The sequence below is a fragment of the Edaphobacter modestus genome, assembly GCF_004217555.1.
GTDB lineage: Bacteria > Acidobacteriota > Terriglobia > Terriglobales > Acidobacteriaceae > Edaphobacter > Edaphobacter modestus.
Map to the genome: position 1 here is coordinate 1,296,763 of NZ_SHKW01000001.1, position 25,933 is coordinate 1,322,695.

General features: G+C 60.8%; 21 protein-coding genes. 10 read left to right on the forward strand and 11 right to left on the reverse strand.

Features of this window, described 5'->3' with window-relative positions; translation table 11 throughout:
* Positions 1-198: 198 nt before the first annotated feature.
* Entirely contained in the window at positions 199-1,128 is a 930-nt protein-coding gene (thrB, locus tag BDD14_RS05435) for a homoserine kinase (protein ID WP_130417915.1), read from the reverse strand.
* Between the two features lie 136 nt (positions 1,129-1,264).
* Positions 1,265-2,662, reverse strand: coding sequence for a threonine synthase (gene thrC / locus BDD14_RS05440; RefSeq protein ID WP_130417916.1), 1,398 nt, complete (start codon positions 2,660-2,662; stop codon positions 1,265-1,267).
* 50 nt (positions 2,663-2,712) lie between these two features.
* Between thrC and modA the strand changes: the two genes are divergently transcribed.
* From modA to BDD14_RS05455, 3 genes are read left to right on the forward strand one after another with little or no spacing between them, the layout of a single operon-like run.
* A complete protein-coding gene (modA, locus tag BDD14_RS05445) occupies positions 2,713-3,477 on the forward strand; it encodes a molybdate ABC transporter substrate-binding protein (RefSeq protein ID WP_242617754.1) in 765 nt (254 codons plus the stop codon).
* Positions 3,478-3,518: 41 nt separating this feature from the next.
* The gene (gene modB, locus BDD14_RS05450; RefSeq protein WP_130417917.1) at positions 3,519-4,205 is read left to right on the forward strand and encodes a molybdate ABC transporter permease subunit; all 687 of its coding nucleotides are present in this window, start codon (positions 3,519-3,521) and stop codon (positions 4,203-4,205) included.
* Positions 4,177-4,935 (forward strand): ATP-binding cassette domain-containing protein, encoded by a 759-nt coding sequence (locus BDD14_RS05455; protein WP_242617755.1) that lies wholly within the window; start codon positions 4,177-4,179, stop codon positions 4,933-4,935. The genes modB and BDD14_RS05455 overlap by 29 nt, the downstream gene beginning before the upstream one ends.
* Before the next feature lie 253 nt (positions 4,936-5,188).
* Here BDD14_RS05455 and BDD14_RS05460 read toward each other — a convergent pair whose 3' ends face one another.
* The gene (locus tag BDD14_RS05460; protein ID WP_242617756.1) at positions 5,189-6,244 is read right to left on the reverse strand and encodes a UDP-N-acetylmuramate dehydrogenase; all 1,056 of its coding nucleotides are present in this window, start codon (positions 6,242-6,244) and stop codon (positions 5,189-5,191) included.
* A 138-nt stretch (positions 6,245-6,382) separates the two neighbouring features.
* On the opposite strand from BDD14_RS05460, the gene BDD14_RS05465 reads away from it, so the two are divergent.
* The 5 genes from BDD14_RS05465 (at position 6,383) to BDD14_RS05485 (ending at position 11,730) form a co-directional block, all read left to right on the forward strand.
* Positions 6,383-6,808, forward strand: a complete 426-nt coding sequence (locus BDD14_RS05465) for a BrxA/BrxB family bacilliredoxin (protein WP_130417919.1) — start codon at positions 6,383-6,385, stop codon at positions 6,806-6,808.
* Positions 6,809-6,916: 108 nt separating this feature from the next.
* Positions 6,917-7,888, forward strand: coding sequence for a sigma 54-interacting transcriptional regulator (locus BDD14_RS05470; RefSeq protein ID WP_130417920.1), 972 nt, complete (start codon positions 6,917-6,919; stop codon positions 7,886-7,888).
* A gap of 45 nt (positions 7,889-7,933) precedes the next feature.
* Complete coding sequence (locus tag BDD14_RS05475) at positions 7,934-9,793, forward strand: DUF885 domain-containing protein (protein ID WP_242617757.1); 1,860 nt, start codon at positions 7,934-7,936, stop codon at positions 9,791-9,793.
* A gap of 27 nt (positions 9,794-9,820) precedes the next feature.
* Positions 9,821-10,675 carry a pyrroline-5-carboxylate reductase gene (proC, locus tag BDD14_RS05480; RefSeq protein WP_130417921.1) on the forward strand — a complete coding sequence of 285 codons (855 nt, stop codon included), beginning with the start codon at positions 9,821-9,823 and terminating at the stop codon, positions 10,673-10,675.
* A gap of 98 nt (positions 10,676-10,773) precedes the next feature.
* Positions 10,774-11,730: a COX15/CtaA family protein gene (locus BDD14_RS05485; RefSeq protein WP_242617758.1), complete on the forward strand. Its 957-nt coding sequence runs from the start codon at positions 10,774-10,776 to the stop codon at positions 11,728-11,730.
* 52 nt (positions 11,731-11,782) lie between these two features.
* On the opposite strand, the gene BDD14_RS05490 is transcribed toward BDD14_RS05485, so the two are convergent.
* From BDD14_RS05490 to BDD14_RS05505, 4 genes are all read right to left on the reverse strand, one after another.
* Entirely contained in the window at positions 11,783-12,187 is a 405-nt protein-coding gene (locus BDD14_RS05490) for an endoglucanase (RefSeq protein WP_130417923.1), read from the reverse strand.
* A gap of 92 nt (positions 12,188-12,279) precedes the next feature.
* The gene (locus BDD14_RS05495; RefSeq protein ID WP_130417924.1) at positions 12,280-12,489 is read right to left on the reverse strand and encodes a hypothetical protein; all 210 of its coding nucleotides are present in this window, start codon (positions 12,487-12,489) and stop codon (positions 12,280-12,282) included.
* A gap of 56 nt (positions 12,490-12,545) precedes the next feature.
* Complete coding sequence (locus BDD14_RS05500) at positions 12,546-12,875, reverse strand: hypothetical protein (protein ID WP_130417925.1); 330 nt, start codon at positions 12,873-12,875, stop codon at positions 12,546-12,548.
* Positions 12,876-12,913: 38 nt separating this feature from the next.
* On the reverse strand, positions 12,914-13,501 hold the full coding sequence (locus tag BDD14_RS05505) for an RNA polymerase sigma factor (protein WP_130417926.1): 588 nt from the start codon (positions 13,499-13,501) through the stop codon (positions 12,914-12,916).
* Positions 13,502-13,625: 124 nt separating this feature from the next.
* On the opposite strand from BDD14_RS05505, the gene ppk1 reads away from it, so the two are divergent.
* Complete coding sequence (gene ppk1, locus BDD14_RS05510) at positions 13,626-15,803, forward strand: polyphosphate kinase 1 (RefSeq protein ID WP_130417927.1); 2,178 nt, start codon at positions 13,626-13,628, stop codon at positions 15,801-15,803.
* Between the two features lie 70 nt (positions 15,804-15,873).
* On the opposite strand, the gene BDD14_RS05515 is transcribed toward ppk1, so the two are convergent.
* The 4 genes from BDD14_RS05515 to BDD14_RS05530 all read right to left on the reverse strand — a co-directional run bounded on the left by BDD14_RS05515 (position 15,874) and on the right by BDD14_RS05530 (position 24,487).
* Positions 15,874-18,633, reverse strand: a complete 2,760-nt coding sequence (locus BDD14_RS05515; RefSeq protein ID WP_130417928.1) for a protease pro-enzyme activation domain-containing protein — start codon at positions 18,631-18,633, stop codon at positions 15,874-15,876.
* Between the two features lie 344 nt (positions 18,634-18,977).
* A complete protein-coding gene (locus BDD14_RS05520) occupies positions 18,978-20,786 on the reverse strand; it encodes an acyl-CoA dehydrogenase family protein (RefSeq protein ID WP_130417929.1) in 1,809 nt (602 codons plus the stop codon).
* A 23-nt stretch (positions 20,787-20,809) separates the two neighbouring features.
* Positions 20,810-21,991, reverse strand: coding sequence for an acetyl-CoA C-acyltransferase (locus BDD14_RS05525; protein WP_130417930.1), 1,182 nt, complete (start codon positions 21,989-21,991; stop codon positions 20,810-20,812).
* Positions 21,992-22,000: 9 nt separating this feature from the next.
* On the reverse strand, positions 22,001-24,487 hold the full coding sequence (locus BDD14_RS05530; RefSeq protein WP_130417931.1) for a 3-hydroxyacyl-CoA dehydrogenase/enoyl-CoA hydratase family protein: 2,487 nt from the start codon (positions 24,485-24,487) through the stop codon (positions 22,001-22,003).
* A gap of 259 nt (positions 24,488-24,746) precedes the next feature.
* Here BDD14_RS05530 and BDD14_RS05535 point away from each other — a divergent pair, with 259 nt between their 5' ends.
* Complete coding sequence (locus BDD14_RS05535) at positions 24,747-25,901, forward strand: alginate lyase family protein (protein ID WP_242617759.1); 1,155 nt, start codon at positions 24,747-24,749, stop codon at positions 25,899-25,901.
* Positions 25,902-25,933 lie beyond the last annotated feature (32 nt).

Consider the following 25,933-nt stretch of genomic DNA (forward strand, 5'->3'; position numbering starts at 1 on the left):
ACTGGTGTAGAAAATCTGGGTTCTTAAGCGTTCTGGGGGATATGGATACCGAAGTTGTGCTTTAAAAGAGGACACGCCCGGACCCCTTTAGGAGGGGTCGACGGGCGGCGTTAGCAGCCCTCCCCAGAACTGCTCACAGGCCTAACGTTACGCAACTATAAGAAAAACGTAAAGAAATCTTAGGTAATCACAATGAGGTTACCCTGCTGTAACGCCTGTGGAATTCCCATTTTGGGAACCAACTCCATCGGAGACGGTAGTTTGAAGGATTTCGATACCAGGATTCTGGGCCGCGTCACGAATGGCGGACAGGATCGGGGACGAGTCGCCTTCGGCGATGAGAAGAACCGAGGGGCCTGCACCGCTGAGGGCAACTCCGAGAATGCCTGGGGTTCCGGCGAGGGGGAGCAACCGGGCGAGGAGGGGACAGGCCTCCATGCGATAGGGCTGATGGACCCGATCCTTCATGGCTACGGAGAGAAGGTCACCACGGCGAAGGGCGAAGGCGGAGACCAGAAGCGCCGTGGCCTGAATGTTGGCGACCGCGTCTTCGCGGGCGTAGTGGTCGGGAAGGAGAGCTCGCGCCTTGCTGGTGGAGAGGCTGGCGGAAGGAAGGGCAAGTAGAAGGTTCCAGTTGATGTTTTCCTTGTAAGTTGCAGTAATAACTACACCCTCAGACACAGAGGAAACCGTCATTCCGCCCAGAAAGCAGGCGGCGACATTGTCGGGATGGCCTTCGCGGCGGCAGGCCTCTTCGAGGACCTGTTGTGGGTTCCACAGAAGCTGACCGAAGTGGTTTGCCAACATCACACCGGCAAGGAGGGCGGCTGCGCTCGATCCGCAGCCCATGCCCAGGGGAATCTCGTTGTGGAGCTTGAGATGGAGGCGCGGGGAGAGCTTTCCGGCGTTCGCGAGGACGTCGATGTAGGTGGTGAGGATGAGGTTGTCTTCGATGACCGAGCAGGCTGCGGCATCGCGGCCGGTAGCGTCAATGTGGAAGGCGCCGGATTCGGCGACGCTGGCTTCGATGGTGAGGTAGAGCGACATGGCGAGCCCGAGGGCGTCGAAGCCGGGGCCGAGGTTGGCCGAGGTGGCGGGAAGACGGAGATGAAGCGAAGGTGTGGTCATTACCTGGTCCGAGGACGAGTTGTTTTGCGCCACAGAGCGAACCGCAGGTCCTTCGACTGCGCCTGACGCATTCGCGCCAGGCTCCGCTCAGGATGACACATTTGTTGTGGTCAAATCCTAGTTGCCGTGACAGGCTTCATGCGTGAACCAGCTTCATCTGCGATTCGAGCTCGCGAAAGACGATGTCGGTGTCGGGTTCGAGGACGATGGGGGGCTTACGCAATGCGGCGTGGAGGATCTGGTCGGATCCTGAGATCTGAGCGTTTTCTTCTTCGGTAAAGAGCTCGCCGCGATGGTAGTCGATGGTGTAGTTGGAGTCCTTGAGGGTGTGGCCGGTGAGGATGAGGACGACGCGTTCTTCCCTGCCTACCTTACCCTGGGCGACGAGCTTCTTGAGGCCCGCGAGGGTGACGGCGGAGGCGGGCTCGCAGCCGATGCCTTCGGAGCCGATCTCGGCCTTGGCGAGGGCGATCTCCTGCTCGGAGACCTGCTCGCACCATCCGCCGGTGGTGCGAAGGGCGCGGAGGGCTTTGCGCCAGGAGGCCGGATTGCCGATGCGGATGGCAGTGGCGCGGGTATTGGCCTTGACCGGGATGAGCTCTTCTCCGTTGTTTTCCTGCAGGCTGCGGTAGAGCGGGTTGGCTCCCTCGGCCTGGATGATGCTGACTTTGGGGACGCGCGAGATGAGGCCGAGATGGTGCATCTCGGAGAAGCCCTTGGCGAGCGCGGAGCCGTTGGCAAGATTGCCGCCGGGAACGACGATGTGCTCGGGGACCTGCCATTCGAGCTGCTCAAGGAGCTCGAAGGCGGGGGTCTTCTGGCCCTCGAGGCGGTAGGGGTTCACGGAGTTGAGCAGGTAGATGGGGAAGCGGCTGACGAGCTCGGTGAGGACGCGGACGCAGCCGTCGAAGTCGGTGCGGAGCTGGACGGTGAGAGCGCCGTAGTCCATGGACTGGGAGAGCTTGCCCCAGGCGATCTTGCCTTCGGGGATGAAGACGATGGAGCGCAGGGCGGCGCGGGCTGCATAAGCCGCCATTGCAGCCGAGGTGTTGCCCGTAGAGGCGCAGGCAACCCACTCGAAGCCGCGCTCGCGGGCGACGGAGAGGGCGGCGGTCATGCCGGTGTCCTTGAAGGAGCCGGTGGGATTCATCCCCTGATGCTTGGCGAGGATCCAATCGAGACCGAGAGCTTTGGAGGCGCGGGGAAGGTCGTATAGAGGCGTATTGCCTTCGCGGAGGGTGACGACGTGTTCGAGATCGTCGACGATGGGGAGGAGATCGCGGAAGCGCCAGACGCCGGACTGGTCGATGGACATGGTTGAGGTGCGGCGCTCCTGCCAGAGCCAGCGGAGGGCGCTGGCGTTGGGCAGCTTGCTGTCTGATGCCGGAGTGTCGCCGTTGGGCAGGGACGACCAGGGATAAATGACGTCATAGAGGCCGTTGCAATCGGGGCAGCGGAATATGCTATTGACAGCGCTGCCGGCGATCCTGGCGCCGCACTCTGTGCATCGGAGCTGATGTGTCGCGACTTTCATGGTTTCAGTTAGGGTATCGTACTCGGCGGGATGAGCCAAAGGCCCGCCGAATGTGGCTGTTGTTTGCGGTGGCGATGTGCACGCTGGCTGTGACTTCGTCGTTGTGGGCACAGGCGAAGAAAGAGTTGCGGGTCGCGGCGGCGGCGGACCTGCAGCCGATTCTGCCGGGGATTGCGGACCGGTATGAGAAGGCGACTGGGGTGAAGCTGCTGGTAAGCTTCGGCTCCTCGGGGAACCTGGCGACCCAGATCATCAATGGTGCGCCGATGGACCTGTTTCTAGGCGCGGACTTCGTCTTTCCGGAGAAGGTGGTTGCTGCAGGTCTGGCCGATGGCACGGCGCCGACGCAGTATGCGCGGGGGACACTGGTGCTGTGGGCGCGGAAGGATTCGCCGCTGCAGCCGATCAGCCTGGATTCGCTGGTGGACAAGCGCGTGACCGCGGTCGCGATTGCGAATGATCTGCGCGCTCCCTACGGACAGGCGGCAGTGGCCGCACTGAAGCGCATGAAGATGTACGACACGGTGAAGCCGCACCTGGTGGTGGCGGAGAACATCGCGCAGGCGGCGCAGTTTGTGGAGTCGGGAAACGCGCAGCTGGGGCTGATCTCATTGACGGCGGCGAGCACACCGCGATTTCAGGCAGAGGGTACGCTGGTGCGGGTTCCGCGCTCAGTCTATGCGCCGATTATGCAGTGCGCGGTTGTGATGAAGAACTCCGACCGGCGAGCGGAGGCGCATGCCTTTCTGGACTGGCTGCTGAAGCCGGAGGTGCAGGCCAGCCTGGTGCCGATGGGGCTGGAGCCGGTGCGATAGCTGATTTGTGAGCACAAGCGTGCTGTGTAGACTTGCGGTGTATGGATGTTGAAGCGCTTTGGCTGACGCTGCGCCTGGCGGCGAGCACGACGGCGATTCTGCTGCTGGTTGCAGTGCCGCTGGCGTGGTGGATTGCATCGGGCCATGGGATGGCGAGGGCGCTGGTTCAGGCGACGGTGGCGCTGCCGCTGGTGCTGCCGCCGACGGTGCTGGGGTTTTACCTGCTGGTGATGATGGGACCCCTTACAGCCCCTGGGCGGCTGCTGATCCGCGTGGTCGGGCATCCATTGGCCTTCAGCTTTGAGGGCTTGCTGATTGGGTCGGTGCTGTACAGCCTGCCGTTCGCGGTGCAGCCTCTGGTGGCAGGATTCGAGGCGGTGGATCGCGGATATGTTGAAGCTGCGGCGGGACTGGGAGCTTCGCCGCGACGGGTGTTTCTTTCGGTCGTGCTTCCCATGGCGCGGGCTTCCCTGCTGACCAGCACGGTGCTGACGTTTACGCATACGGTGGGCGAGTTCGGCGTGGTGCTGATGCTGGGCGGAAATATTCCGGGCGCGACGCGGACGCTTTCGATCTCGCTCTACGACCTGGTGCAGGACGGAAACTACGCGGCGGCGAACAGGACGGCGCTGGCACTGGTGGGATTCGCGATGGTTGCGCTGGTGGTGATCTACCTGCTGCCGAGCGTGCGCCGGAGCGATGGAAGGCAGGCCGACGTTGTCCGATAGCCTGCTGGACGTGAGGATGAGGCATCGCGTGGGCGGGGTGGCGCTTGATGTGGAGTTTGGGCTGACGGCTCCGTGGACGGTGCTGTTTGGACCGTCGGGGAGCGGAAAGACGACGGTGCTGCGGGCGATTGCGGGATTCGTGCGTCCGGCGGAGGGGCGGATCGTGAAAGGCGGCGACGTGCTGATCGACACCGCTGCCGGGGAGTTTGTTCCCGCGCATCGACGGCCGGTGCGCAGCGCGGCGCAGACGGCATGGCTGTTTCCGCACAAGACAGTGCGCTGGAATTTGGTCTATGGCAACGGATGGACGACGAAGCCTGTCGACGGGATGGGAGTTGCGGAAGAGGTGATGTCGTTGTTTCGGCTTCGCGAGCTTGCGGACCGGATGCCGGCGGACCTGAGCGGAGGCGAGAGGCAGCGAGTCTCGGTGGCACGAACGGTGGTGTCGGCGCGGACGTTCCGTGGGGCGGTGTGTCCGCTGCTCTTGCTGGACGAACCGTTCACGGGACTGGACGCCGCGCTGCGCGATGAGCTTGTGATCGGGCTGCGGGAGTGGCTTGGGCTGTGGAAGGTTCCGGTGCTGTCGGTGACCCATGATCTGGGTGAGGCGTTTCAGCTGGGAGCTGAGGTGATCAAGCTCGCCGATGGAAGGATTGTGGAGCAGGGGCAGGTGGAGGTGGTGCTGGCGGAGGAGCGACGCCGGCTGCTGGAACGGCTTCGAGCGGAGTGAGGGGATGGCCACTGGAGGACGCGTGGAAGGTCAGTGGGTTCAGCGTGGATTTGTGGCAGCTTTGAAGAAATACTGAGATTCTTCGCCTTTGGCTCAGAATGACGGACTTTATTCGGAAGGGCAGAGAGTGCCAGAAGGGCGGGCTGTGCTCGGACGGGTGGGTGTGCTCGGAAGGACGGGCTGTGCTAGGAAGGACAAACGGTGCGCGACAGGACGGGCTGTGCTCGATCGGCGCGGGAAATAATGGCAATTGTTAGCCGAGCTGGACAGGCTCCTGCTCGAGCTGGATTCCGAAGAGCGTTTTTATCTTGTGCTGGATGGCATCGCGCAGCGCGAGGATGTCGGCGGCGGTGGCGTTGCACCGATTGATGAGGGCGAGGGTGTGGCGGGAGGAGATTCCGGCGTTGCCCATGGCGTAACCCTTGACGAACCCGGCGCGCTCGAGCAGCCAGGCGGCGGGCAGCTTGATGCGGCCGTCTTCTGCGGGCCAGTGGGGAATCTGATCGGGACCGAGATGGAGGGTTGAGGCGATGCGCTCGAGGGTGTCGGGCGCGACGATGGGATTTTTGAAGAAGGAGCCTGCGCTGCGGGAGTCGGGCTCTCCTTCGACGATCAGCATACCCTTGGCGTGACGGATCTCGCGGACGGCGTGGTAGACCTCAAGCGGCGTTGGCTGGGCGTCGCCGAAGTGGCGAGTGAGATCGGCGTAGGTGAGCTGCGGACGGCGATCGCGGTCGAAGCGGAAGGTGACGGCGGTGACGATGTAGCGGCCACGGTGCGTGGTGTTGAAGATGCTGCGGCGGTAGGCGAAGCCGCACTCGTGATTGGAGAGATCGACGAAGCGCATGGTCTCGAGATCGAGAGCGCGGACGGAGACGATGGTGCCCGAGACCTCCTGACCGTAGGCGCCTACGTTCTGGACGGGGGTTCCACCGACGGTGCCGGGGATTCCGGCGAGGCATTCGACGCCGCTGATTCCCTGCTGGCAGACAGAGAGGACGAAGGCGTTCCAGTCGAGGCCGGCGGGAACGGTGAAGTCGATATGGCCGCCGCTCCGGGTGGAGACGGTGCGACGGTCGAGAGCGATGCGAAGGACGAGGCCGTCGAAGCCGGTGTCGGAGATGAGGAGGTTGCTTCCGCCGCCGAGGACGAAGAGCTTAAGCGAACGCTGGCGGGCGAAGGCGACCGCTTCGAGCAGCCCGGCTTCGGTGGTGATCTCCGAAAAGAAGCGTGCCGGGCCGCCGATCCGGAGCGTGGTGAAGGGAGCCAGGGAGATGTTCTGCTGGATATCGATGGCGACGGGCTGCACGGGTTTGAGGGTACATCAGGCAAGTCGGAAAAGGCGAAGGCGGGAGGGCGAGGATGACGTCCTTTGGGCAGCCCGGTACAATGGAAAGGAGAAGACGTATGCACACGCTGGTTGGCGAAATCTTCAAGGGGGAAGTCAATGTATCCAGAGATTATGGTGATACCGATGCGCGAGGAGCTGACTCGCGCTGGGCTGAATGAGGCTCGCACGGCTGCCGAGGTGGATTCGGCCCTGGCACAGCCCGGGACCACGATGGTTGTCGTCAACTCGATCTGCGGCTGCGCGGCGGGCAAGATGCGTCCGGGCGTTCGGCTGGCGATGCAGCACGCGACGAAGCCGGACCACTCCGTGACGGTGTTTGCGGGGCAGGATCGTGAGGCGACCGAGAAGGCGCGTGGCTACTTCGGCGGGCATCCGCCAACCTCGCCGGCGATCGCGATTCTGCGCGATGGCCAGCTGGTGTACCTGATGCAGCGCTCGGCGATCGAGACCTCGACGGCTCCGGCGATTGCCCAGGAGCTGACGCGCGCGTTCGATACGTACTGCGCGACGACCACGGCGTAGATTTCATTCGTACTTTCGCGAAGGCCGGATCTCGAGACAGACTCGAGATCCGGCCTTCGTGTTTCCGGCCTCATCCCATGGCCGGAACATGCCGATAGTGGAAGTAACATGACCACTTTCGGCCTATCCCCTGCCGGCTTTTCGCCGGCCCATTTTGCCGTTGCCGGGACCCCACGAGATGCGGTTGCAGATAAGCCTGCGCTGGTTGGCGATGGAAGCGCGATGCAGCGGCTGCGACTGCAGATCGAGCGTATTGGCCCTCACTTTCGCACGGTACTGATACGCGGAGAGATTGGCACGGGCAAGGAATTGGCGGGCAGGGCGCTGCACGCCAGGGGAGACCGTGCCGAGGGTCCCTTCGTGGTGTGCCATACGGCCAGACTCGGCGAGATGAATGAAGGGCGGGAGAACGACCTGATCGAGTCGATGGCGGAGGCCGCCCAGGATGGAACGCTGTTTCTGGATGGGGTAGAGGAGATGGCTCCGGAAGCGCAACGGAGACTTCTGCGGATGCTGGATCAAAGGACGGGGTTGCGGACGATCGCGTCGACGACCCAGGATCTGCGGGTGCTGGCTGCGGCGGGGATCTTTCGCCAGGACGTCTATCACCGGCTGGCCATGATCGAGATTACGCTCGAACCTTTGCGGCGGCGAGTGGAAGATATTCCGACGCTGGCGATGCATTTTCTGGAGAGATTTCGGCGTCGGTACGAGAAGCCTGTGGCTGGGATTGCGCAGGATGCGATGGAAAGGCTGCTGCTGCACCAGTGGCCGGGAAACGTCCGCGAGCTGGAGAATGTTCTGCACAATGGCGTCTTGCAGTGCGAGGAGGCGGTGCTCGGCACCACTGACCTGTCTTCCCTGGTGGGAATATCTACAGGCACTCTTCCGGCAGAGGTGCTGCGGCCGAGCGAACCCCAGATGCTGCTACAGGATGTGATCGACAGGCATGTGTTGCGTGTTCTGCGGGAGTGCTCGGGCAACAAGATGCGCGCGGCGGAGGTGCTTGGAATCAGCCGGTCCACGCTGTACCGGATGCTGGACGGGTGCTCGGCGGAGGCGGCTGGACGCCAGATTTAATGCCCCGGCGCACGATAGACTAACCGATGAAGCATCGAGGTGTGCATGAAGAGGTTTTCGTTGGTCGGGGCCCGGGTTGTGGCTGGTGTTCTGGTATTTGCGTGCGGCGGAGTTGCACCGTTCAGAGCGATGGGGCTGGGACCTTTGGGACAGGGACCTCTTGGACAGGCGGCAGGCCCTCTGGGGCAGGCAGCAGCAGCGGCACCGCAGACAGTAGACGAGCGCAGCAAGGCACTCGCGGCTCTGTTTGATGAGATATGGCAGGAACGTCTAAAGCACTCGCCTGAGTTTGCCTCGTTCCTTGGAGACAAGCGGTACAACGACCAGTGGAGCGATTACTCGGTCAAGGAGGTCAACGCCTCTCTGGAGCGCGGTCGCGTCTTCCTGGATCGGCTGAGCGCGATCGACACGACGGGGTTGAAGCCGCAGGAGATTTTGTCACGCGACCTGATAGTGCGCGATCTGACGGACGCGCAGGAGGGAGCGCGATTCAAGGAGTGGGAGATGCCGGTGAACCAGTTCAGCGGCTTTCACACGGACATGGTGCAGCTGGTCAGCAGCCTCTCCTTCGACACGGTAAAGGATTATGACGACTACATCGAACGATTGAAGAAGATCCCTGCCGTCTTCTCGCAGAATATGACGAACATGCAGCTGGGCATGGACGAGGGAAGGGTTCCTCCGGCCTATCTATTGGAAAAAGTCGTCACGCAGACGGAGGCGATTGCCACACAGAAGCCGGAAGAAAGCCCTTTTGCGCAACCGCTCAAGAAGTTTCCCGCATCGATCGGTGCGGCCGATCGTAAGCGGATCACAGAAGAGATAGCGCAGGCGATCATGACGAGCGTGCTCCCTGCCTACCAGCGTTTCGCACGCTTTGTGAAGGCTCAATATGTTCCTGCCGGACGAAAGGATCCAGGTGTGTGGGCTCTGCCGGATGGAGATGCCTACTACGCATTCAGGGTTCGCCAGAGTACGACCGAAGAGAAGACACCGGCGGAGATTCACCAGATCGGACTGGATGAGGTGAAGCGCGACGAGACCGAGATGCTGGTCATCGTGAAGAAGCTCGGCTTTGCAGACCTCAAGAGCTTCAGCGCGGCGATGAAGACGAACCCGAAGCTGCATCCCACGTCGAAGGACGCGCTGCTGGATGCGTACAAGGGGTATATCGCGAAGATGCAGCCGAAGCTGCCGGGGCTGTTCGGCACGTTGCCGAAGGCGCAGCTCGAGGTGCTTGCGGTGCCTGCATACATCGAAAAGGATCAGTCCGCCGCGTATTACAACCAGGGCAGTCAGGACGGAAAGCGACCGGGCAGGGTGTATGTGAATACCTACAACTTCGCCGAGCGATCGCTAGCCCCGGTTGAGGCGGTCTCGTATCACGAGGGGATTCCCGGACACCACCTGCAGCTTTCGATCTCCCAGGAACTGACGGGATTGCCTGAGTTTCGCAAGCAGGAGTACTTCACGGCGTATACGGAAGGCTGGGGTCTGTACAGCGAACGATTGGGTAAGGATGTCGGCTTCTACCAGGACCCTTACAGCGACTACGGGCGACTCGAGGCGGATATCTGGCGCGCGATCCGGCTGGTCGTCGATACGGGAGTTCACTCCAAGCACTGGACTCGCCAGCAGATGGTGGATTACTTCCACGAGCACTCCGCCATCGACGAGCCGAACGTACAGGCCGAGGTGGACCGCTACGTTGCGTGGCCGGGCCAGGCTTTGGGGTACAAGATGGGGCAATTGAAGATTCTCGAGCTGAGGCAGAAGGCGCAGACCGCGCTGGGACCGAAGTTCGACCTGAAAGGCTTCCACGATGCGGTGCTGGATTCGGGTGCGCTGCCGATGGATCTGCTGGAGAAGCAGGTGGATGCCTGGATCGCTGACAAGAAGAAGTAAGACGGCTGTGTCTGGTAGCCTTTTGAGATGAGCGAAGAGACTTACGAAGTAGCGGCGCCGACGCCGGCGATGCCGCAGTTGCGCGTGGCTATTCTGGGCACAGGCAAGATGGGCGGCATTCTTCTGCAGGCATTCTTGAAGAACAACCTGGTGAGCCCGGACCAGATCTTTGCCACAGTGCATCACCCGGAGCGCGCACAGGCTCTGTCGGTGCAGTACGGCATCGAGATGACGACGGATAACCTGGCTGCGGCCAGCCAGGCGGATGTGATTCTGCTAGGCGTGAAGCCAGTACAGGTGCCTGCTCTGGTTGAGCAGATACGGCCTGCGCTCTCGCCGGAAAAACTGGTGCTTTCGATCGCGGCATCGGTCATGACGAGCAGCATTGAGAAAGCTGCGGGCCACGATCTGGCGGTCATTCGCGCTATGCCCAATACGCCGGCCATGCTGGCAGCTGGCATCACAGCGCTCTGCGCCGGCCGATTTGTCTCAGAGCAGCAGATGGCGATTGCGCAGCGAATCTTCCAGACAGTAGGCCGCACGGTGGTGGTCGATGAGAAGCATATGGATGCGGTGACCGGGCTTTCGGGCTCGGGGCCGGCGTTCCTGTACATCATCATCGAGGCGCTTGCCGAAGCAGGCGTAAACGTTGGCCTGCCACGCGATGTGGCGACCCTGCTGGCGGCGCAGACGACGCTGGGCTCGGCACGCATGGTGCTCGAGACCGGATATCATCCGGCGTTGCTGAAGGACGCTGTGACCACTCCTGCGGGCTGCACCGTGGACGGGATTCTGGAACTCGAAGAGGGTGGACTTCGCGTCACTCTGATCAAGGCGGTCAAACGCGCGACGCAGAGAGCGAAAGAACTGGCCAACGGGTAGATCCGCCTGTTGCTGGTTGTCTGTTACTGATCTGCGCGGAGGCTGGACAGCTTTGCTGGCCGAGGCGTCGAGCCTCCGCCAGGTCGTAGAATGGAGCTATGGCGATGACATCGACCTCGGCGGTTCCGGCGAAGCCGCCTTCGCGTGCGCTGGGAGTCTTCGCATGGACTGTGGTGGGTTACAACATCCTGGTGATCCTGTGGGGTGCGGTTGTACGTACTACGGGATCGGGCGCCGGATGCGGCGCCGCGTGGCCGCTTTGCAATGGGGACTTCTTTCCGCATCATCCGCGACTGGCCACGATCATTGAATTTGCCCACCGCTCCATGAGCGGGGTATGTACGTTTCTGGTCCTGGCGCTGGCGGTTTGGACGTTCAAGGCAACGCGTCGGGGAGACCGAACACGACGTGCAGTGATGGCATCGGTGTTCTTTCTGGTGACGGAGGCGCTGCTGGGTGCTGCGCTGGTGCTGGGAGGGTACGTCGAGCACAACACCTCGACTGCACGGGTGGTCATGCAGTCGATCCATTTCACGAACACGTTGATGCTGCTTGGAGCGATTGGCCTGACCGCGTGGTGGCTGAGCAGCGGCGCACCGGGCAAGCGCGCGACGCGCTCGGATAAAACATTGATCTGGCCAGCATGGACCGCTTTGGCGGCGACGTTGGTCGTAGGCGCTACGGGAGCGGTAGCGGCACTGGCCGACACCTTGTTCCCGTCTCCGTCCCTCCAGGCTGCACTGGCTGCAGACTTCGCAGCGTCCGCGCCGCTGCTGGTGCGGATGCGATGGGTGCATCCGGCAGCGGCAGCGGTTAGCCTCTGCTGCGTGCTGTGGCTGGTGATGCGGGTGAGGTCCACCCTAGGCCGGGTCGTAGCAGGACTGCTGGGGCTGCAACTCTTCCTGGGCCTGGTAGATGTCGTACTGCTGGCTCCTACCTGGATGCAGATCCTGCACTTGCTGGTTGCGGATCTTTACTGGATTGCGCTGGTTGCGCTGGCCGCAGAACTCATCTGGCCTGAAAGCAACCGAATGCAGGCGACGCTCTGCCAGTGAAGCGAAGGCCCTCATTGTCGAGGGACTATATGATTTCTACTTGCAATCGATCTTAATCGACTGCCTTCTTGGTTCCGTCCGCAGTCTTGGTGGCAACCTTCTTGGTTCCGTCCGCGGTCTTCTCGGCCACATCCTTAGTTCCGTCCGCAGTCTTGGTGGCGACCTTCTTGGTACCCTGCGCAGTCTTGTCTGCGACCTTTTCGGTTCCTTCAGCAGTCTTGTGGTACGCCTTCTTGGTTCCTTCCGCAGTCTTGTCTGCGACCTTTTCGGTTCCCTCTGCCGTCTTGTTATATGCCTTCTTCGTGCCCTTACTTACATCATGCGCGGTATCTTTCGTTGCTTCCTTGGTTTCATGCCCGGCCTTCTTGAGGTCCTGCGAAACATCCTGAGCGGCTGCGCTGAGGGAAAGCGATGTTGCCAGTGCGAGTGCGAAGATTCCAAATTTCACGAATTTCATTGTTCTCCTTGTTGTACTGGGTCTGCGAACACGGTCTTTAGACTATAGCCGGAGTGCGACGCAGATGGCTATGGGATTTCGGGGTCCTGCGGCTAGTCTCCATGCCTGCGGAGTTGTTGATTCTTCAGGAGCAACTCCGCGACGAGTCGTTGAAGCCGGATGTTTTCGATCTCCAGCTCCGCGATACGGGAGTCGATGCCCTTGCGCACCGCTGCGAGATCACTGCTATCGGAAACGGGGGAACGGTGTGCGGGGCGTGCTGCATAGCCCGGAGCGATTCCACCACCATCTTCGTTGGTCATGAGCTTGGTCTCCAATCAGAAAGAGAAAGAGGCGGGTGTTTCCAGCACCCGCTGTTTCAGGGCTCAACCGGGCGATCGACGGGCCGGCGTCCGCAACGCATTCCCTGGCGAAATCGATCGCGCTCTTCCGGGGTCATCTGTTCGAGGCGTTGTTTCATGCGGTTTCTCCAGGGCGCGCCGCCGCCGGAGTGGCGATGGAAGCCTCCGAAGAAGATCTTGGCCAGGACAAGCAGACCGAGAGCCTGCCAGAACGTAAGGGTGTGCCATCCGAAAAGCTGCGGCATCAGAGCGTTCCATAACTCCTTTACGACGAATCCAAGGACTGTGACTGTGAGCAGGATGAATAGCAGAATCTTGATTGCCCTTTCCGCTTTGTGAGAGTGCATGTGTTTCTCCTTACTGATTTGCTCAGAATTTGACTGGTTCATCCCTCGCCTCCGAGATCGTCGTAAAGCGCCTGCAGGCTGCGGCGGAGGTGTTGTACGGCGTAGCGTTTGCGGGAGAGGAGAGTGTTGATGCCGATACCGGTCTCCGCGGCGTAGTCCTTGAAGCTTGTGCCCATGACTTCGTTCGCCAGGAAGATGTCTCGCTGTTCCTGGGGGAGCTCTTCGATTGCGTCCTCGAGTGCGTCGAGGAGGATGCGGCGCGCGTAGGCGGCATCGGGCCCGTCCTCGGCAGAGGGCAGAAGGTCCTCTAGAGTGAGGGACTGACCGTCACCCTCTGCCGTGACAGGATCGTTCAGGGATCCGGGCCGTCTTCGACGAAACATGTCGACGATGCGGTTGCGGGCGACGCGGAAGAGCCAGCCGCTGACGTGCTGGACCGGCTTCATCATGCGATACGCCTCCAGCAGCTCGTAGAAGACATCCTGCAGGATGTCTTCGGCCTCACCGGCGTCGCCGACATAGCGGCGTATGAAGCTGCGCAGACGGGGGCGATCGCGCTCCATGGCCTCGGAAAAGAGGCGGTCCTGCTCGGAGAGTCTCCAGCCGTCGATGGGGATCTGGGGCATCTGCTGGAAAGACGTTTGAGGGAGACAGATTATTGTGGTTCCGAGAGAATATTTTCAGAAGAGTGACGATTGTGGGTTTGTTTACATTGGGAATGTACCAGGTGCGGTAATCTCGGAGACCTCTATGAGTGCTGAAAAGAAAAGTACAACCACGATCTCGAAGAGCACAGGCAGGAAGAAGGCGGCCGAACCTGCGGCCATCGCAGAGAGCCACTTTCTGGACAGGGATGAGTCCTGGATGAAGTTCAACCAGCGTGTGCTCGAAGAGGCGCAGGACCCGGAGAATCCCCTGCTGGAGCGGGTAAAGTTTCTTGCGATTACAGCGAGCAACCTGGACGAGTTCTTCGAGATTCGTGTAGCAGGCACGCTGCAGCGCATTGAGGACGACTTTAACCAGCCGCAGCGCCTTGATGAGAGAGGAGTGACAGCGCAGGAGCGCCTGGACCGGCTGAGCCAGCGGATCGAAGAGTTTGTCGCGGCACAATACCAATGCTGGAACGAGCTGTTGTTGCCGGCGATGCACAAGGAGAAGATAAGAGTTTTGCGCTGGGAGGAGCTGGGCGACGCGGCACGAAACCATGCGCTGCAGTTCTATGCCAATGAAGTGGACCCTCTCCTTACGCCGGTCACGATCGATCCCTCGCATCCCTTTCCTCGCGTGCTGAATAAAGCGCTGTGCCTTGGCCTGTTGCTGCGGCATAAGCGGAGACAGACCGGCACTCGAAATGTTCCGCCGGCGCTCGGAGTCGTGACTGTGCCGCGATCGCTCCCAAGGCTGATCTCCCTGCCCTGCGAGGACGGCTACTGCGACTTCATCATGTTGCACGAGCTGATCGAAGCGCAGGTGGAGAAGATGTTTCGAGGCTATGAAGTGCTGACGCGCGTCGCTTTTCGCGTGACCCGCAACAGTAATCTCTACATGCAGGAAGAAGAGTCGCGCTCGGTGCTGGAGAGCGTCCGCTCGGAGTTGCACAACCGCCGCAAGGGCGATGCCGTGAGGCTTGAGATCGAGATCAGTGCTCCGGAAGAGATTGTCGAGCGGCTGCGAACGAACTTCGAGCTCGACCCCCGGCAGGTATTCAGGACCGATGGGCCGGTAAACCTTTCGCGGCTGATGAATCTTTACTCCGAGGTCAAGCGGCCGGCTCTGAAGTTTCCCCCATTTGCAGGCAGGGAGTTCAGACTCAGCGCGAAATCCACGGACATCTTCGATGAGCTAAGGAGGAGAGATGTGATGCTGCACCATCCCTTCGACTCCTACTCGGCCGTTGAGGGATTCATCGAGGCTGGAGCGGTGGATCCGAACGTTATCTCGATGAAGCAGACGCTCTACAGGACGAGCAAGGATTCTCCGATCTTCCGCGCGCTGATCGAAGCCGCACAGAGCAAAGATGTGACCGTCGTGGTGGAGCTGATGGCGCGGTTTGATGAAGACTCCAACATCCGCTGGGCACGGGAGCTGGAGGATGCAGGTGTGGGCGTGTACCACGGCATCTTCGGATTCAAGACACACTGCAAGCTGGCGCTGCTGGTCCGCCGCGATCCGGACGGTGTGGTGCGGAGGTATGCACACCTGGGAACGGGAAACTACAACCCGGTCACGGCCCGGTTTTATACCGATATCAGCCTGCTGACATCGCGGATGGAGCTGGCCTCGGCGGCGCAGAAGGTCTTCAATTATTTGACGGCGGATACGGAATCAACCAACTATGACCCGCTTCTGGTAGCCCCAATCACTCTGGCCGACAAGCTGGTTGGATTGATTGAGCGCGAGAGCGAACATGCAAAGGCAGGAAGGCCTGCCGCGATCGTCGCCAAGATGAACGGCCTGATCGATCGGCGGACGATTGAGGCTCTCTATGCAGCATCGCAGGCAGGGGTGGAGATTGATCTGATCGTACGCGGCATGTGCTCGCTACGGCCTGGGGTGAAGGGCTTGAGTGAGAGGATACGCGTGCGCAGTATCGTGGGACGGTTCCTGGAGCATAGCCGCATCTTCCACTTTGCGAACGGAGGCGAGGATGATGTTTACTGCGGCAGCGCGGACTGGATGCCACGCAATCTCGTAGATCGCTGCGAGGTCGTCTTTCCGGTCATGCAGATCGACCTGAAGAAGCGGCTGCGAGATGAGATTCTGAAGACCTACCTGAAGGACAACACCAAGGCGCGGTTGCTGCAGCCGGACGGCGAATACGTTCGAGCCCCGAAGAGCGTAACGCCTTTCACGGCGCAGGATTATCTGATGAGCCTGGCGGAAGGAAGCGAAGAGAAGGTCCCTATCAGGAAACTGGCTGGCGACTGATCGCTGACAGATCGCAAAACAAGAAGGCCGCCCGGGTTTTCTTTACCGGGCGGCCATTCTGTTGTTGGCTTTACTGGACCTTGAGAGTCACCACCGAGGTGTGAACCAGTCCGTTGGCGGCGGTTGCCGTCACGTTGAGAGTGTATGTGCCTGGAGCAGCGTTTGTCGCGGTCGGCGACGTTGTACTTCTGATACCGCTACTGCTGCCACCGCAACCGGAGATGCTGAAGGCACCTACGGAAAGCAGGAGCGCCACAAGAGGAGTAAACCGGCGGCGTCTCGGCAAGGCAAGCAGGAAGATTCCTGCTAGTGTAGCTCCGGAACCGGCGACGTACCAGGGGGAGCGTGAGCCGGGGTGAACGTCATGCGAGTTCGAGGCCGTCGCGCTCTGCGCTGCGGTAATCGTCAGAGTGGTTGTGGCCGCGGTACCCGAGGAGACATTGACTGAAGCGGCCGAGAAGGAGTAGTTCGCGGCGATCGACGAAGTTGCGCTGACCGTGAACGCGACCGGGCCAGTGAATCCGTTCGCGGGGGTCACGGTAAAGGCGATTCCTCCAGCCGTGGCACCGGAGTTGACCGTTGTCGCTGTGGTGCATGGTGTGAGAGCGAAATCAGCCTTGGTCGACGAGACGAAGTCGGCTACCAGGGTTCCCTTGGAGCTGGCGTAGGAGCCATCTCCGGAGTAGACCGCGGTAATCGTGTGGCCCCCTGTTGTAGCGGAAGGGCTGAGCTGATAGCTCGCGGTTCCATTGCTGAGCTGGACGGTCGAGTTGGCGTCGGGCGCTACACCATCGACCAGAACCTGTACGGTTCCAGTAGGTACGGCGAGCGTACCTCCGCTGCCGTTTGCAACAGAGATCGACAGGGTCAGTTGCCCGGTGATACTGCAGACGGCGCTGCTGGAGGTAATCGTGGTGTTGGATAGAGCGGCTCCGGTGGTGCCGGTAGAAGTGCCGGCTGGAGGCACGATAGGCCACTTGTTGGCAAGTTGGGCGACATCGACCGTGCCCCAACCGGTGGCCAGATCGTAGCCTGTGCCAGCGTTATAGCCGATGCTTCCGCCGCTGGGGCAGTTCGTCGTGCCAAGCTGGCAGGGACTGCTGTTGTTGCCGCTGGTCGTATCGTGGAAGACGTTACCCGAATACTGACTGATGGCGAGACCGTAAATCATCGGATTGATGTTTCCGAGACGACCCGCCGCTCCACCGCCCAGTTGTTGCTCAAGCAGGGCGAAGATTCCGGCAAGAGAAGGCGCGACCACCGAAGTTCCACCGACTACATTGAGGTTGCCCGCAGAGTTGCGAAAGCCGTTGGTGCATGATCCCTGGGAGCAGAAGAGGTAGCCGTCGTGGTTGGCGGCTGCATTCAGGGAGATGTCAGGAACGTCGCGCGAAGAGTCTGCCGGGGTACCTACTTGCCATGAAGGCTTCGTGAAGTAGGCGCTGGCTCCTCCGCCTCCCGAACTCAAGCCGGTGGAACTGGATTCGTTCCAGGCAGCCTCAGGGATGTACCCGGTTGCCGAGCCTGCGTTCGCGGTGCCGGAGCTGCTGTTGGAGTTCCAGTAAGCAGTGGTTCCGGTGGCAGAGCCTTCGTTGAACATCGTTCCGCCCGCGGAGGTGGCGTAGGGAGAGCTGCCGGGAAAGTCTACGGTGAGGCCGTAATCCGCGGGGGGAGCCACGTCGCAGTCTGTCGCTCCCGAATCACCGGAGGCACTGATGAACGTGATGCCCTGCGCATTGGCCTGCTGGAGAGCAAGATTGATCGTGTTCAGGTTGGACTGTCCCCAGGCCGACTCGCAGTTTCCGTAGCTCATGGAGATGATGGGAGCGACATTATTGGAGATTGCGTAGAACAGGGCGTTTACGACAGAGGCCGAACTGCTGGCTCCGACCGTCACGAACTTGATCGACGCGTTGGGCGCAATCGCCCCTGCCCACTCCACGTCCAGCTGAGATTCGTCGATGTCACCCGAAACCGTCCCCGCAACGTACCCTGTTGCCTGTACGACCGTGGGTGCATTCGCAGAAAGGCCCGATGCCGTGCGAAACGCAGCTACATCCGAGAGGCTGATGTCTGTTTGGCCCACGATTGCGATGGAGATTCCGGTACCGTTGATATTTTGCGTAAGCAGCGGATTGACGTCGTAGATGGCGTAGAAATCGCCCGGTGCGATGAAGTGCGTGCCCGTCACTGACGACGTGAAGCGGGGCTGCACGATGGCGTGTGAGCGGGGCTTGAAGTCGTTGAGGCCGGTGATTCCAGTTACGATATTCGCAATCGGAGACGGAAGCTGAGGGTCAGTGACATTGGAGATGTGCTGCTCGCCGTTGTCGGAAAGGGAGTGAATGGTCGTGCTGAACGCACTCTCGACCTGCCGAATGTTGCCGCTCACCGTCAGGTAGTTCTGGCTGGGGGAAACTTCAACGATCTTCAGTCCCTTGCTCGTAAGCCAGGTCTGCACCTTGGAAAGATCGGCACTGGAGAGACCGAAGCGGGCGCCGTACTGCTGGGGCGTAAGCCACTGGTGATAGTGGGGCGAGGCGGGATTCTGCTGGTCGGCAAGCAATTGCGTCAGATCGGCCTGCTGCGAGGCGGTCAGACTGAAGTGAAGGGTGACCGCTGAGAGCGTGCGGTCCGATGCCGCTTCGCCAAGGTCCGCCGAATTCTGTACGCGGCCCGGAATCGTCTGACGCACGGGAGAGCGGTCGGTATCGGTGATCGCGCTGCTGAGGCGGCTTTGGGGCGCGGCATGCGCAGAGAGGGCCGAGGGCCCGAGAACAGCGAGGACGGGAACGAGGAGACGGGGAACCAGACAGCTACGAATCGACATTTTCTGCTCGGCAACCTATTTCTTGCGTGTTGGTGAGACGAACACCTCCCGGGGGAGGCAGTTGAAAACCTTCGAATGGCCCTGGACTGTGGAAACTTTCCCTGTATAGACCTTGGGCGCGGCAAAAGGTTTCGGTAGACCTGAACTTATTCGTCCTGATAGACGAGCTCAATCGCCACAGGACGCAGTTTGGAAAAACTTTACCTTCCGGAGACCGGCTCGGAGATAAGTATGAGGGAGAATCTCCGCGGAACCCAGAATAAGCCGCGAAGGAGTTTCCCGAATCGGCAATGGCCACGTCAGCCTGTGCCCCCGGTGCTCTTCCCGGCTGCGTGGTCTTCGTTCTAAAGCGCGTACTTCCCTGCGCGCAGGACGTGCCGTGCGATCTGGCGCCGCAGGGAGATTGTATCCGCAGGATCATGCTTTGTCAGTCTGCGCAGGATGGTGAGCTGGGTCCGCAACATATCTCCTTCGGCAACGGTGGCCAGGATCCTCCGAGCGGAGAGCTCGATTCTGTCCATGGCGACCTCGGCGTAGACACGCGCCATCGTCACCGGAATATCGGCTGTTGCCTTGGCGGACATCTTCTCCGCCCTGAGAATTCCTGACTCCATAGCGTAGACCTCGATGATCATGTCGGCGATGGCTCCCATGACTTCCTGCTGGTCGGCGAGCTGCTGCATGTACCTCTGGGTCGCAGCTCCTGCGGCGAAGAGCGTGAGCTTCTTTGCGCTTGCCAGGAGAGCATGCTCTTCGGCCAGGGGCCCTTCATGCTCCTCCTGGGCGACGGGGCCAGCCATCACCTCGTCCATCAACTGCTTGATCGCCGGCATCAGCGCCAGCTTTCCCGCCATTGCGGACTTCATCAGCCAACCGGTGATGATGAGGCGGTTGATCTCGTTGGTGCCTTCGAAGATACGGTTGACGCGCGAGTCGCGATAGGCGCGCTCCGCGGGATAATCCTCGACGTAGCCGTAACCGGCGTAGATCTGCACGATGTCGTCGACGACCTGGTCGAGCATCTCGGAGTCCCACACCTTTACGATGGAGCACTCGACGGCGTAACCTTCGATGGCTTTCTGGATCGCTGCCGTATCGTGCTTGTCGACTCCGGCGAGCGCGGCATCAATCATGCCAACGGTGCGATAGGAGAGAGCCTCGCCGATGAAGACCCCTACGGCGCAATTCGCAAGCTTCTCCTGAATCATTCCAAACTCGGAGATTGTCTTGCCGAAGGCCTTGCGCTCTTTCGCATAGCGGATGCCGTTGCCGGTGCACATGCGCGCGGCCCCTACCGCGGCGTTGCCGAGCTTATAGCGGCCTACATTGAGGATGTTGAAGGCGATGTGATGTCCCTTACCGACCTCTCCCAGCAGATTCGTCGCAGGAATCCTGCAGTCGGCAAGGATCAGGGAACAGGTGGAGCTGCCGCGGATGCCAAGCTTGTGCTCCTCTTTCCCAACGGTAAATCCCGGGGTGCCACGCTCTATGAGGAAGGCGGTGAGACGCTCCTTCCCTGCCTCCTTGCCCTCCTTCACCTCGCATCGGGCAAAGACGGTGAAGAGATCGGCGAAGCCAGCGTTCGAGATCCACATCTTCTCGCCGTTGAGGGTGTAGGTCTCTCCGTCCTCTGAGAGGACGGCAAGGGTTCGCGCGTTGAGAGCGTCGGAGCCGGAGGTTGACTCAGAGAGTGCGTAGGCTCCGATGAACTCGCCGCTCGCCAGCTTCGGCAGGTATTTTTTCTTCTGCTCCGGCGTGCCGTACCAGACGATGGGCAGCGTGCCGATGCCGACGTGCGCGGAGAACGCTACGGAGAAGCTTCCCTGCTTGGCGATATTGTCCGCAATGATGGCGGAGGTAACCTTGTCCATCTCGAGGCCGCCGTACTCCTCTGGGATATCGACCGAGGTGAGGCCGAGATCGCTCGCCTGCTTGATGAGCCGCCTCGTCACCGCGAAGTCTTTGGCTTCGATCTGGTCGGAGAGAGGAACCACCTCGTTCAGCGCGAACTCGACGGTCGTCTGTGCGATCTGGCGATGCTCCTCGGTGAAATCTTCCGGGAAGAAGCAATCGGCGGGTGTGGGATTGGAGATGAGAAAGCTTCCGCCGGAAAGGGCCTTCTTGTCAGCGGGAGTGGGAGCTAGCGTGGCCATTGGATCACCTCGAACATAGAACCTTATTGAATTGCCTCGAAGATTCCGGCAGCGCCCATGCCACCGCCGACGCACATCGTCACCATGCCGTACTTCGCGTTGCGGCGGGGCATCTCTCGCAGGAGAGTAGCCGTCAACTTGGCTCCCGTGCAGCCGAGTGGGTGACCGAGTGCGATCGCTCCTCCATTGAGATTGAGCTTCGCGGGATCGATGCCGAGAACTTTGATGACCGCCAGGGACTGAGCGGCGAAGGCCTCGTTCAGCTCGATGACGTCGATCTGATCGAGGGAAAGCCCAGCCATGTTGAGAGCTTTGGGGATGGCGTGGATGGGGCCTATGCCCATCTCCTCCGGATCGCAGCCTGCGTAAGCAAAGGCGATGAATTTTGCCATGGGCTTGATGCCCAGTTGCGCGGCACGTTCTGCGGACATTACGACTGCGGCTGCAGCGCCGTCGGAGGTCTGCGAGGAGTTCCCCGCTGTAATGGTTCCTTTGGCATGGAAGACGGGCTTCAACTTTGCAAGAGCTTCGAGCGATGTATCCGCGCGGGGACCTTCATCGGTTTTGAAGATGGATTCATCAGTTTGAGCCTTGCCCTTTGCGTTGACGGTCGTATTTGTGACTTTTATCGGAACAATCTCGTCGTCGAACCTGCCTGACTGGATCGCGGCGAGAGCTTTTTGATGGCTCTGGTAAGAGAACTCATCCATCGCCTCGCGGGAGATGCCATAGTGAGACGCCACACGCTCGGCAGTGTGCCCCATAGACATGTAGGAGCCCGGATAGTTCTCGACCAGCCAGGGATTCACCGAGATCTTGTTGCCTCCGAAGGGAACGCAGGACATGCTCTCCGTACCCCCGGCGACGATGACGTCAGCAGACCCTCCCCGAATACGATCCGCCGCCAGGGCAATGGATTGAAGTCCGGAGGCGCAGTAGCGATTGATGGTCATGGCCGACGCGGTCACGGGCAGCCCGGCGCGAAAGCTCGCGACCCGCGCAACGTTCATTCCCTGCTCCGCCTCCGGCATGGCACAGCCGAGGATTACATCCTCGATCTCCGACTTATCCAGCTGCGGCAGGCGTTCGAGCGCTCCGCTGATGGCAAAGGCCGCGAGATCGTCGGGCCGGGTTGCGCGAAGGGTTCCGCGGGGTGCCTTGCCTATCGGAGTGCGGACTGCAGATGCGATGATGACTTCTCTCATACGAGACTCCTAATTCCTGAGCGGCTTGCCGGTCTTCAGCGTGAAGGCGATCCGCTCCTGCGTTTTCTTTTCCCCACAAAGCGAGAGAAACGCCTCGCGCTCGAGGTCGAGCAGATACTGCTCGCACACCGGCGTGCCCGGCGTGACCTTACCTCCGGTGAGTGCGTAGGCGACCCAGTTGGCAACCTTCGCGTCGTGATCGGAGATGTACTGCCCTTCGCGCATGGTCCACACGGCGAGCTTCAGCGTCGCCAGCACGGACTCGCCCGGTGCGGGAATGTCGACACGCGCCACGGGCGCTGTGTAGCCAGCGTCGGCGATTGCGCGAGCCCTAAGCTTTGCATCGGTCACCAGGCGATCGCGATTCACCGTGATGCCATCGCTGTGCCGCAGAAAGTTCAGGCCCCGCGCCTCTGCAGCCGAGGTGGAGACAGTCGCCTTGGCAATGGTCTCGAAGTTCTTTTTGGTGGCTTCGAAGATCTCCACCGATTCTCCGCGCGCATCGGGACGAATGCTTGTGCCCGCTTCGATCGATCGCAGGAGCATCTCCTTGCAGCCGCCGCCGCCTGGGATGAGCCCGACGCCAGTCTCGACCAGCCCCATGTACAGTTCAGCGTGCGGCCGTCGCGCGGCGGCATGCAGGCTGATCTCAACCCCACCGCCGAGGCACATGCCGTAGGGCGCGACCACTACAGGGCGTGGACAGAACTTTACCGCCTGGGTCATGTTTTGAAAGGCACGGACAGCAAGATCGACCTCGTCCCACTCCTGATCCTGAATCGTGAGCAGGAGCTGCATCAGGTTCGCTCCGACGGAGAAATTGCTCGAGTCGCCAGTGATGACGAAGGCTTCGAAGTTCGCGACCTGTTCGCTCGAAGGCTTGAGGGTCTGCGTGATGAGCGAGACGATATCTCCGCCGAGTGCATTCATCTTTGAGTGCAGCTCGATCGCCGCCACACCATCCCCGAGATCGACGACGGAGGCGCCGGCGTTCTTCTTCACGACACCGCGCGATTTCTTGATCGTCGCAATCGACGTCGTGCCTTCAGCCGCTGGCACCGGTTTATAACTCTGGCTGAAAGGATCGAAGTAGCGGCGTCCGCTGGGCACGGTCGCGTCGTCTTTGTACCAGGCGGGATTCGCCTCGCCGTTCTTGTTGGCCCATGTGAGCAACGCTTCTACGTTGGCGGCGATGGGCGCACCTGCTGCACGCATCTTCTCGGTGGTTGCACGGACACCTACAGCATCGAAGAGCTCGAACGGCCCCAGCTCCCAGTTGTAGCCGGTGCGCATGGCGGTATCGACCTCGACCAGGCTGCGGGCGGGCTCCTTGTCTTTGTCCGACACGCGATTGGCGGCGTAGGTAAAGAGCTCCGTCAGCAGCGGCCAGTAGAAGCGCGCGGCCTTGTCGTGGGCCGCGTCGCCCTGAAGCAGTTGTGCGACGCGCGCCGGAGTCGATTCCACATTCTTCGCTAGATCGAGCAAAGGAAACTTCGGCCGCTCCGCCGGACGATAGTCCAGCGTCTGCCAGTCGAGGACGTGGCGCAGATCGCGTCCCTCGGCGTCCTTTCCCTCTTTCCTGTAGAAGCCCTGACCCGTCTTGTCGCCGAGCCATTTCTTTTCTAGCATCGTGCGGATGAATGCCGGCAGCTTCAGGTCCGCACGTTCGTCACCGATCTCCGAAGCCCTAGACTCGAAGTTCCTTGCAACATGCGCCAGCACATCGATTCCGACCATGTCGCCCAGGCGAAACGTGCCTGTTTTCGGCCAACCAAGCGCCGCGCCGGTTAACGCGTCGACCTCTTCGATCGTCAACCACTGCTCCTGCATGAGGCGAATGGCGTTGGCGATGGAGAAGGTGCCGATGCGGTTAGCGATGAAGTTTGGTGTGTCGCGGGAGGTGACGACGGATTTTCCCAGTCGCTGATCGCAGAAGTGGGAGATGACCGCGATCGCGTCCGCACTCGTCTGCGGCGATGGAATGAGCTCAAGCAGGCGCATGTAGCGCGGGGGATTGAAAAAATGGGTTCCGAAAAAAAGCGCCCTGACCTCCGTTGGGAGAGCATCGGCAAGACTGGCGATCGGCAAACCGCTGGTATTCGTCGTCAGGATGGCATCAGCCCGCTTGTGTTGCAGCACCTTTGCGTAGAGAGCATGTTTGATCTCCAGATTTTCTGCAATGGCCTCTACGATCCAGTCGCAGTCGGCAATCTGCGCCATGTCATCGTCAAAGTTGCCAGGCGTAATCAGCCGCGCGGAATCGAGTGCATAGAAGGCCGCAGGCTTTGCCTTTTTCAGACCTTCGAAGGCGCCGAGGGCGAACTTGCTTCTCTCCGGTTTCGTCGCACCGCTCTCCACTCCGGGTGGAACGATATCGAGCAACACGACGGGGAGCCCAGCATTCGCGACATGCGCTGCGATTCGGGACCCCATGGTTCCAGCGCCAAGAACGGCGACCTTGCGAATGGTGCGGACAGGCGCCGAGCTGTTCGCCATATGGAAGTCCCCTCCGGTATGAGACGAAGTGTTCGTACGGTGAGGAGGATACTGAATGGTCATTCAGTGGTCAAGAACACTGCACGAATCGCCGGTAAATTTCTCATTTCATACCATCCCCGTGGAAGTATCTTCCCGAGCCGCTATGATGGCGAACGACAAGGAACGAAGCTTCTCTTTTGACGAAGCCTTTCCGCAACATCACAGAAATTGAGGGATTCCAGAGATGAAGGGTTTTTCGCGAAGAGACTTTTGCGCTATGGCGGGGAGCGTTGCGGCGGGCCTCTCCAGCCGAAGGCTGTGGGCGGCACCGGCCAAGGGCGGCTACGTTTTGGTCGCAACGACCGACCGCGAGCGGATATTGGCAGCAGCGAACCGGTATCTCGATGAAAAGCCGGTGACGGTGACGGCGTCTCGGTCGGATCGCAGTCCCGGCGGTCCGCACGATTTTTACTCCGAGGGTGATTACTGGTGGCCCGATCCGAAGAACCCGGGTGGCCCGTATATCCGCCGCGACGGATTCAGCAACCCCGCGAACTTCAACGCGCACCGCGAGGCGATGATTCGGCTTAGCCTGATCGTGCCAGCACTGACTGCGGCGTGGCTGCTTACGAGGCAGAAGAAGTACTCCAACCATGCAGCCCGCCATCTGCAAGCATGGTTTGCCGATCGCGAGACCAGGATGAACCCCAACCTGCAGTATGCGCAGGCCATCTTCGGAGTCAATAATGGCCGCGGCATCGGCATTATCGATACCTTGCAACTGGTGGAGGTGGCGCGCGCTGCCACCCTGCTGGAAAGCGGCAGCACCCTGCGCGCCGGCGGCGAGATTCGCCGCTGGTTTTCCGACTACCTGGAGTGGATGCGCACTTCGAAGAATGGACAGGAAGAGCGGGATGCCGATAACAACCACGGCACCTGCTGGGTCCTGCAGGCCGGTGAGTTCGCCCGCTTTGCCGGCAACACGGAGGTTATGCAGTGGTGTCGCGATCGCTTTCGCGGGACGCTTGTACCGCATCAGATTGCGCCGGACGGGAGCCTTCCTCTGGAACTCGCCCGTACCAAGCCTTATAGCTATTCCCTGTTCGATATGGACGTGCTCTGTGGACTGGCGCAGAGTATCTCCACTCCGCAGGACGACCTCTGGAGTTTCTCTACTCCGGACGGTCGAGGCCTGAAGAAGATGATGGAGTTCATGGTTCCATTTATCGACGACAAGACGAAGTGGCCTTATCCGCATGACGTCGAGCACTGGGAGGACTTTCCAGCACGCAATCCGGCGCTGCTCTTCTCCGGCCTGGCCTACGACAAGCCGGACTATATCAGCGTGTGGAAGCGGCTGAACGCCGACCCGACGGTTCCCGAGGTCATTCGCAACTTCCCCATCCGGCAGCCATTGCTCTGGGTTTCTTAAACTTTCACGATTTGTTAAATAGATACGCCGCT

Excerpts from the sequence above, each read along its gene's own strand:
- thrB (WP_130417915.1), bottom strand. The coding sequence starts at position 1,128 with ATGACCACACCTTCGCTTCATCTCCGTCTTCCCGCCACCTCGGCCAAC.
- thrC (WP_130417916.1), bottom strand. The coding sequence starts at position 2,662 with ATGAAAGTCGCGACACATCAGCTCCGATGCACAGAGTGCGGCGCCAGG.
- modA (WP_242617754.1), top strand. The coding sequence starts at position 2,713 with ATGTGGCTGTTGTTTGCGGTGGCGATGTGCACGCTGGCTGTGACTTCG.
- modB (WP_130417917.1), top strand. The coding sequence starts at position 3,519 with ATGGATGTTGAAGCGCTTTGGCTGACGCTGCGCCTGGCGGCGAGCACG.
- BDD14_RS05455 (WP_242617755.1), top strand. The coding sequence starts at position 4,177 with ATGGAAGGCAGGCCGACGTTGTCCGATAGCCTGCTGGACGTGAGGATG.
- BDD14_RS05465 (WP_130417919.1), top strand. The coding sequence starts at position 6,383 with ATGTATCCAGAGATTATGGTGATACCGATGCGCGAGGAGCTGACTCGC.
- BDD14_RS05470 (WP_130417920.1), top strand. The coding sequence starts at position 6,917 with ATGACCACTTTCGGCCTATCCCCTGCCGGCTTTTCGCCGGCCCATTTT.
- BDD14_RS05475 (WP_242617757.1), top strand. The coding sequence starts at position 7,934 with ATGAAGAGGTTTTCGTTGGTCGGGGCCCGGGTTGTGGCTGGTGTTCTG.
- proC (WP_130417921.1), top strand. The coding sequence starts at position 9,821 with ATGAGCGAAGAGACTTACGAAGTAGCGGCGCCGACGCCGGCGATGCCG.
- BDD14_RS05485 (WP_242617758.1), top strand. The coding sequence starts at position 10,774 with ATGGCGATGACATCGACCTCGGCGGTTCCGGCGAAGCCGCCTTCGCGT.
- BDD14_RS05490 (WP_130417923.1), bottom strand. The coding sequence starts at position 12,187 with ATGAAATTCGTGAAATTTGGAATCTTCGCACTCGCACTGGCAACATCG.
- BDD14_RS05495 (WP_130417924.1), bottom strand. The coding sequence starts at position 12,489 with ATGACCAACGAAGATGGTGGTGGAATCGCTCCGGGCTATGCAGCACGC.
- BDD14_RS05500 (WP_130417925.1), bottom strand. The coding sequence starts at position 12,875 with ATGCACTCTCACAAAGCGGAAAGGGCAATCAAGATTCTGCTATTCATC.
- BDD14_RS05505 (WP_130417926.1), bottom strand. The coding sequence starts at position 13,501 with ATGCCCCAGATCCCCATCGACGGCTGGAGACTCTCCGAGCAGGACCGC.
- ppk1 (WP_130417927.1), top strand. The coding sequence starts at position 13,626 with ATGAGTGCTGAAAAGAAAAGTACAACCACGATCTCGAAGAGCACAGGC.
- BDD14_RS05515 (WP_130417928.1), bottom strand. The coding sequence starts at position 18,633 with ATGTCGATTCGTAGCTGTCTGGTTCCCCGTCTCCTCGTTCCCGTCCTC.
- BDD14_RS05520 (WP_130417929.1), bottom strand. The coding sequence starts at position 20,786 with ATGGCCACGCTAGCTCCCACTCCCGCTGACAAGAAGGCCCTTTCCGGC.
- BDD14_RS05525 (WP_130417930.1), bottom strand. The coding sequence starts at position 21,991 with ATGAGAGAAGTCATCATCGCATCTGCAGTCCGCACTCCGATAGGCAAG.
- BDD14_RS05530 (WP_130417931.1), bottom strand. The coding sequence starts at position 24,487 with ATGGCGAACAGCTCGGCGCCTGTCCGCACCATTCGCAAGGTCGCCGTT.
- BDD14_RS05535 (WP_242617759.1), top strand. The coding sequence starts at position 24,747 with ATGGCGGGGAGCGTTGCGGCGGGCCTCTCCAGCCGAAGGCTGTGGGCG.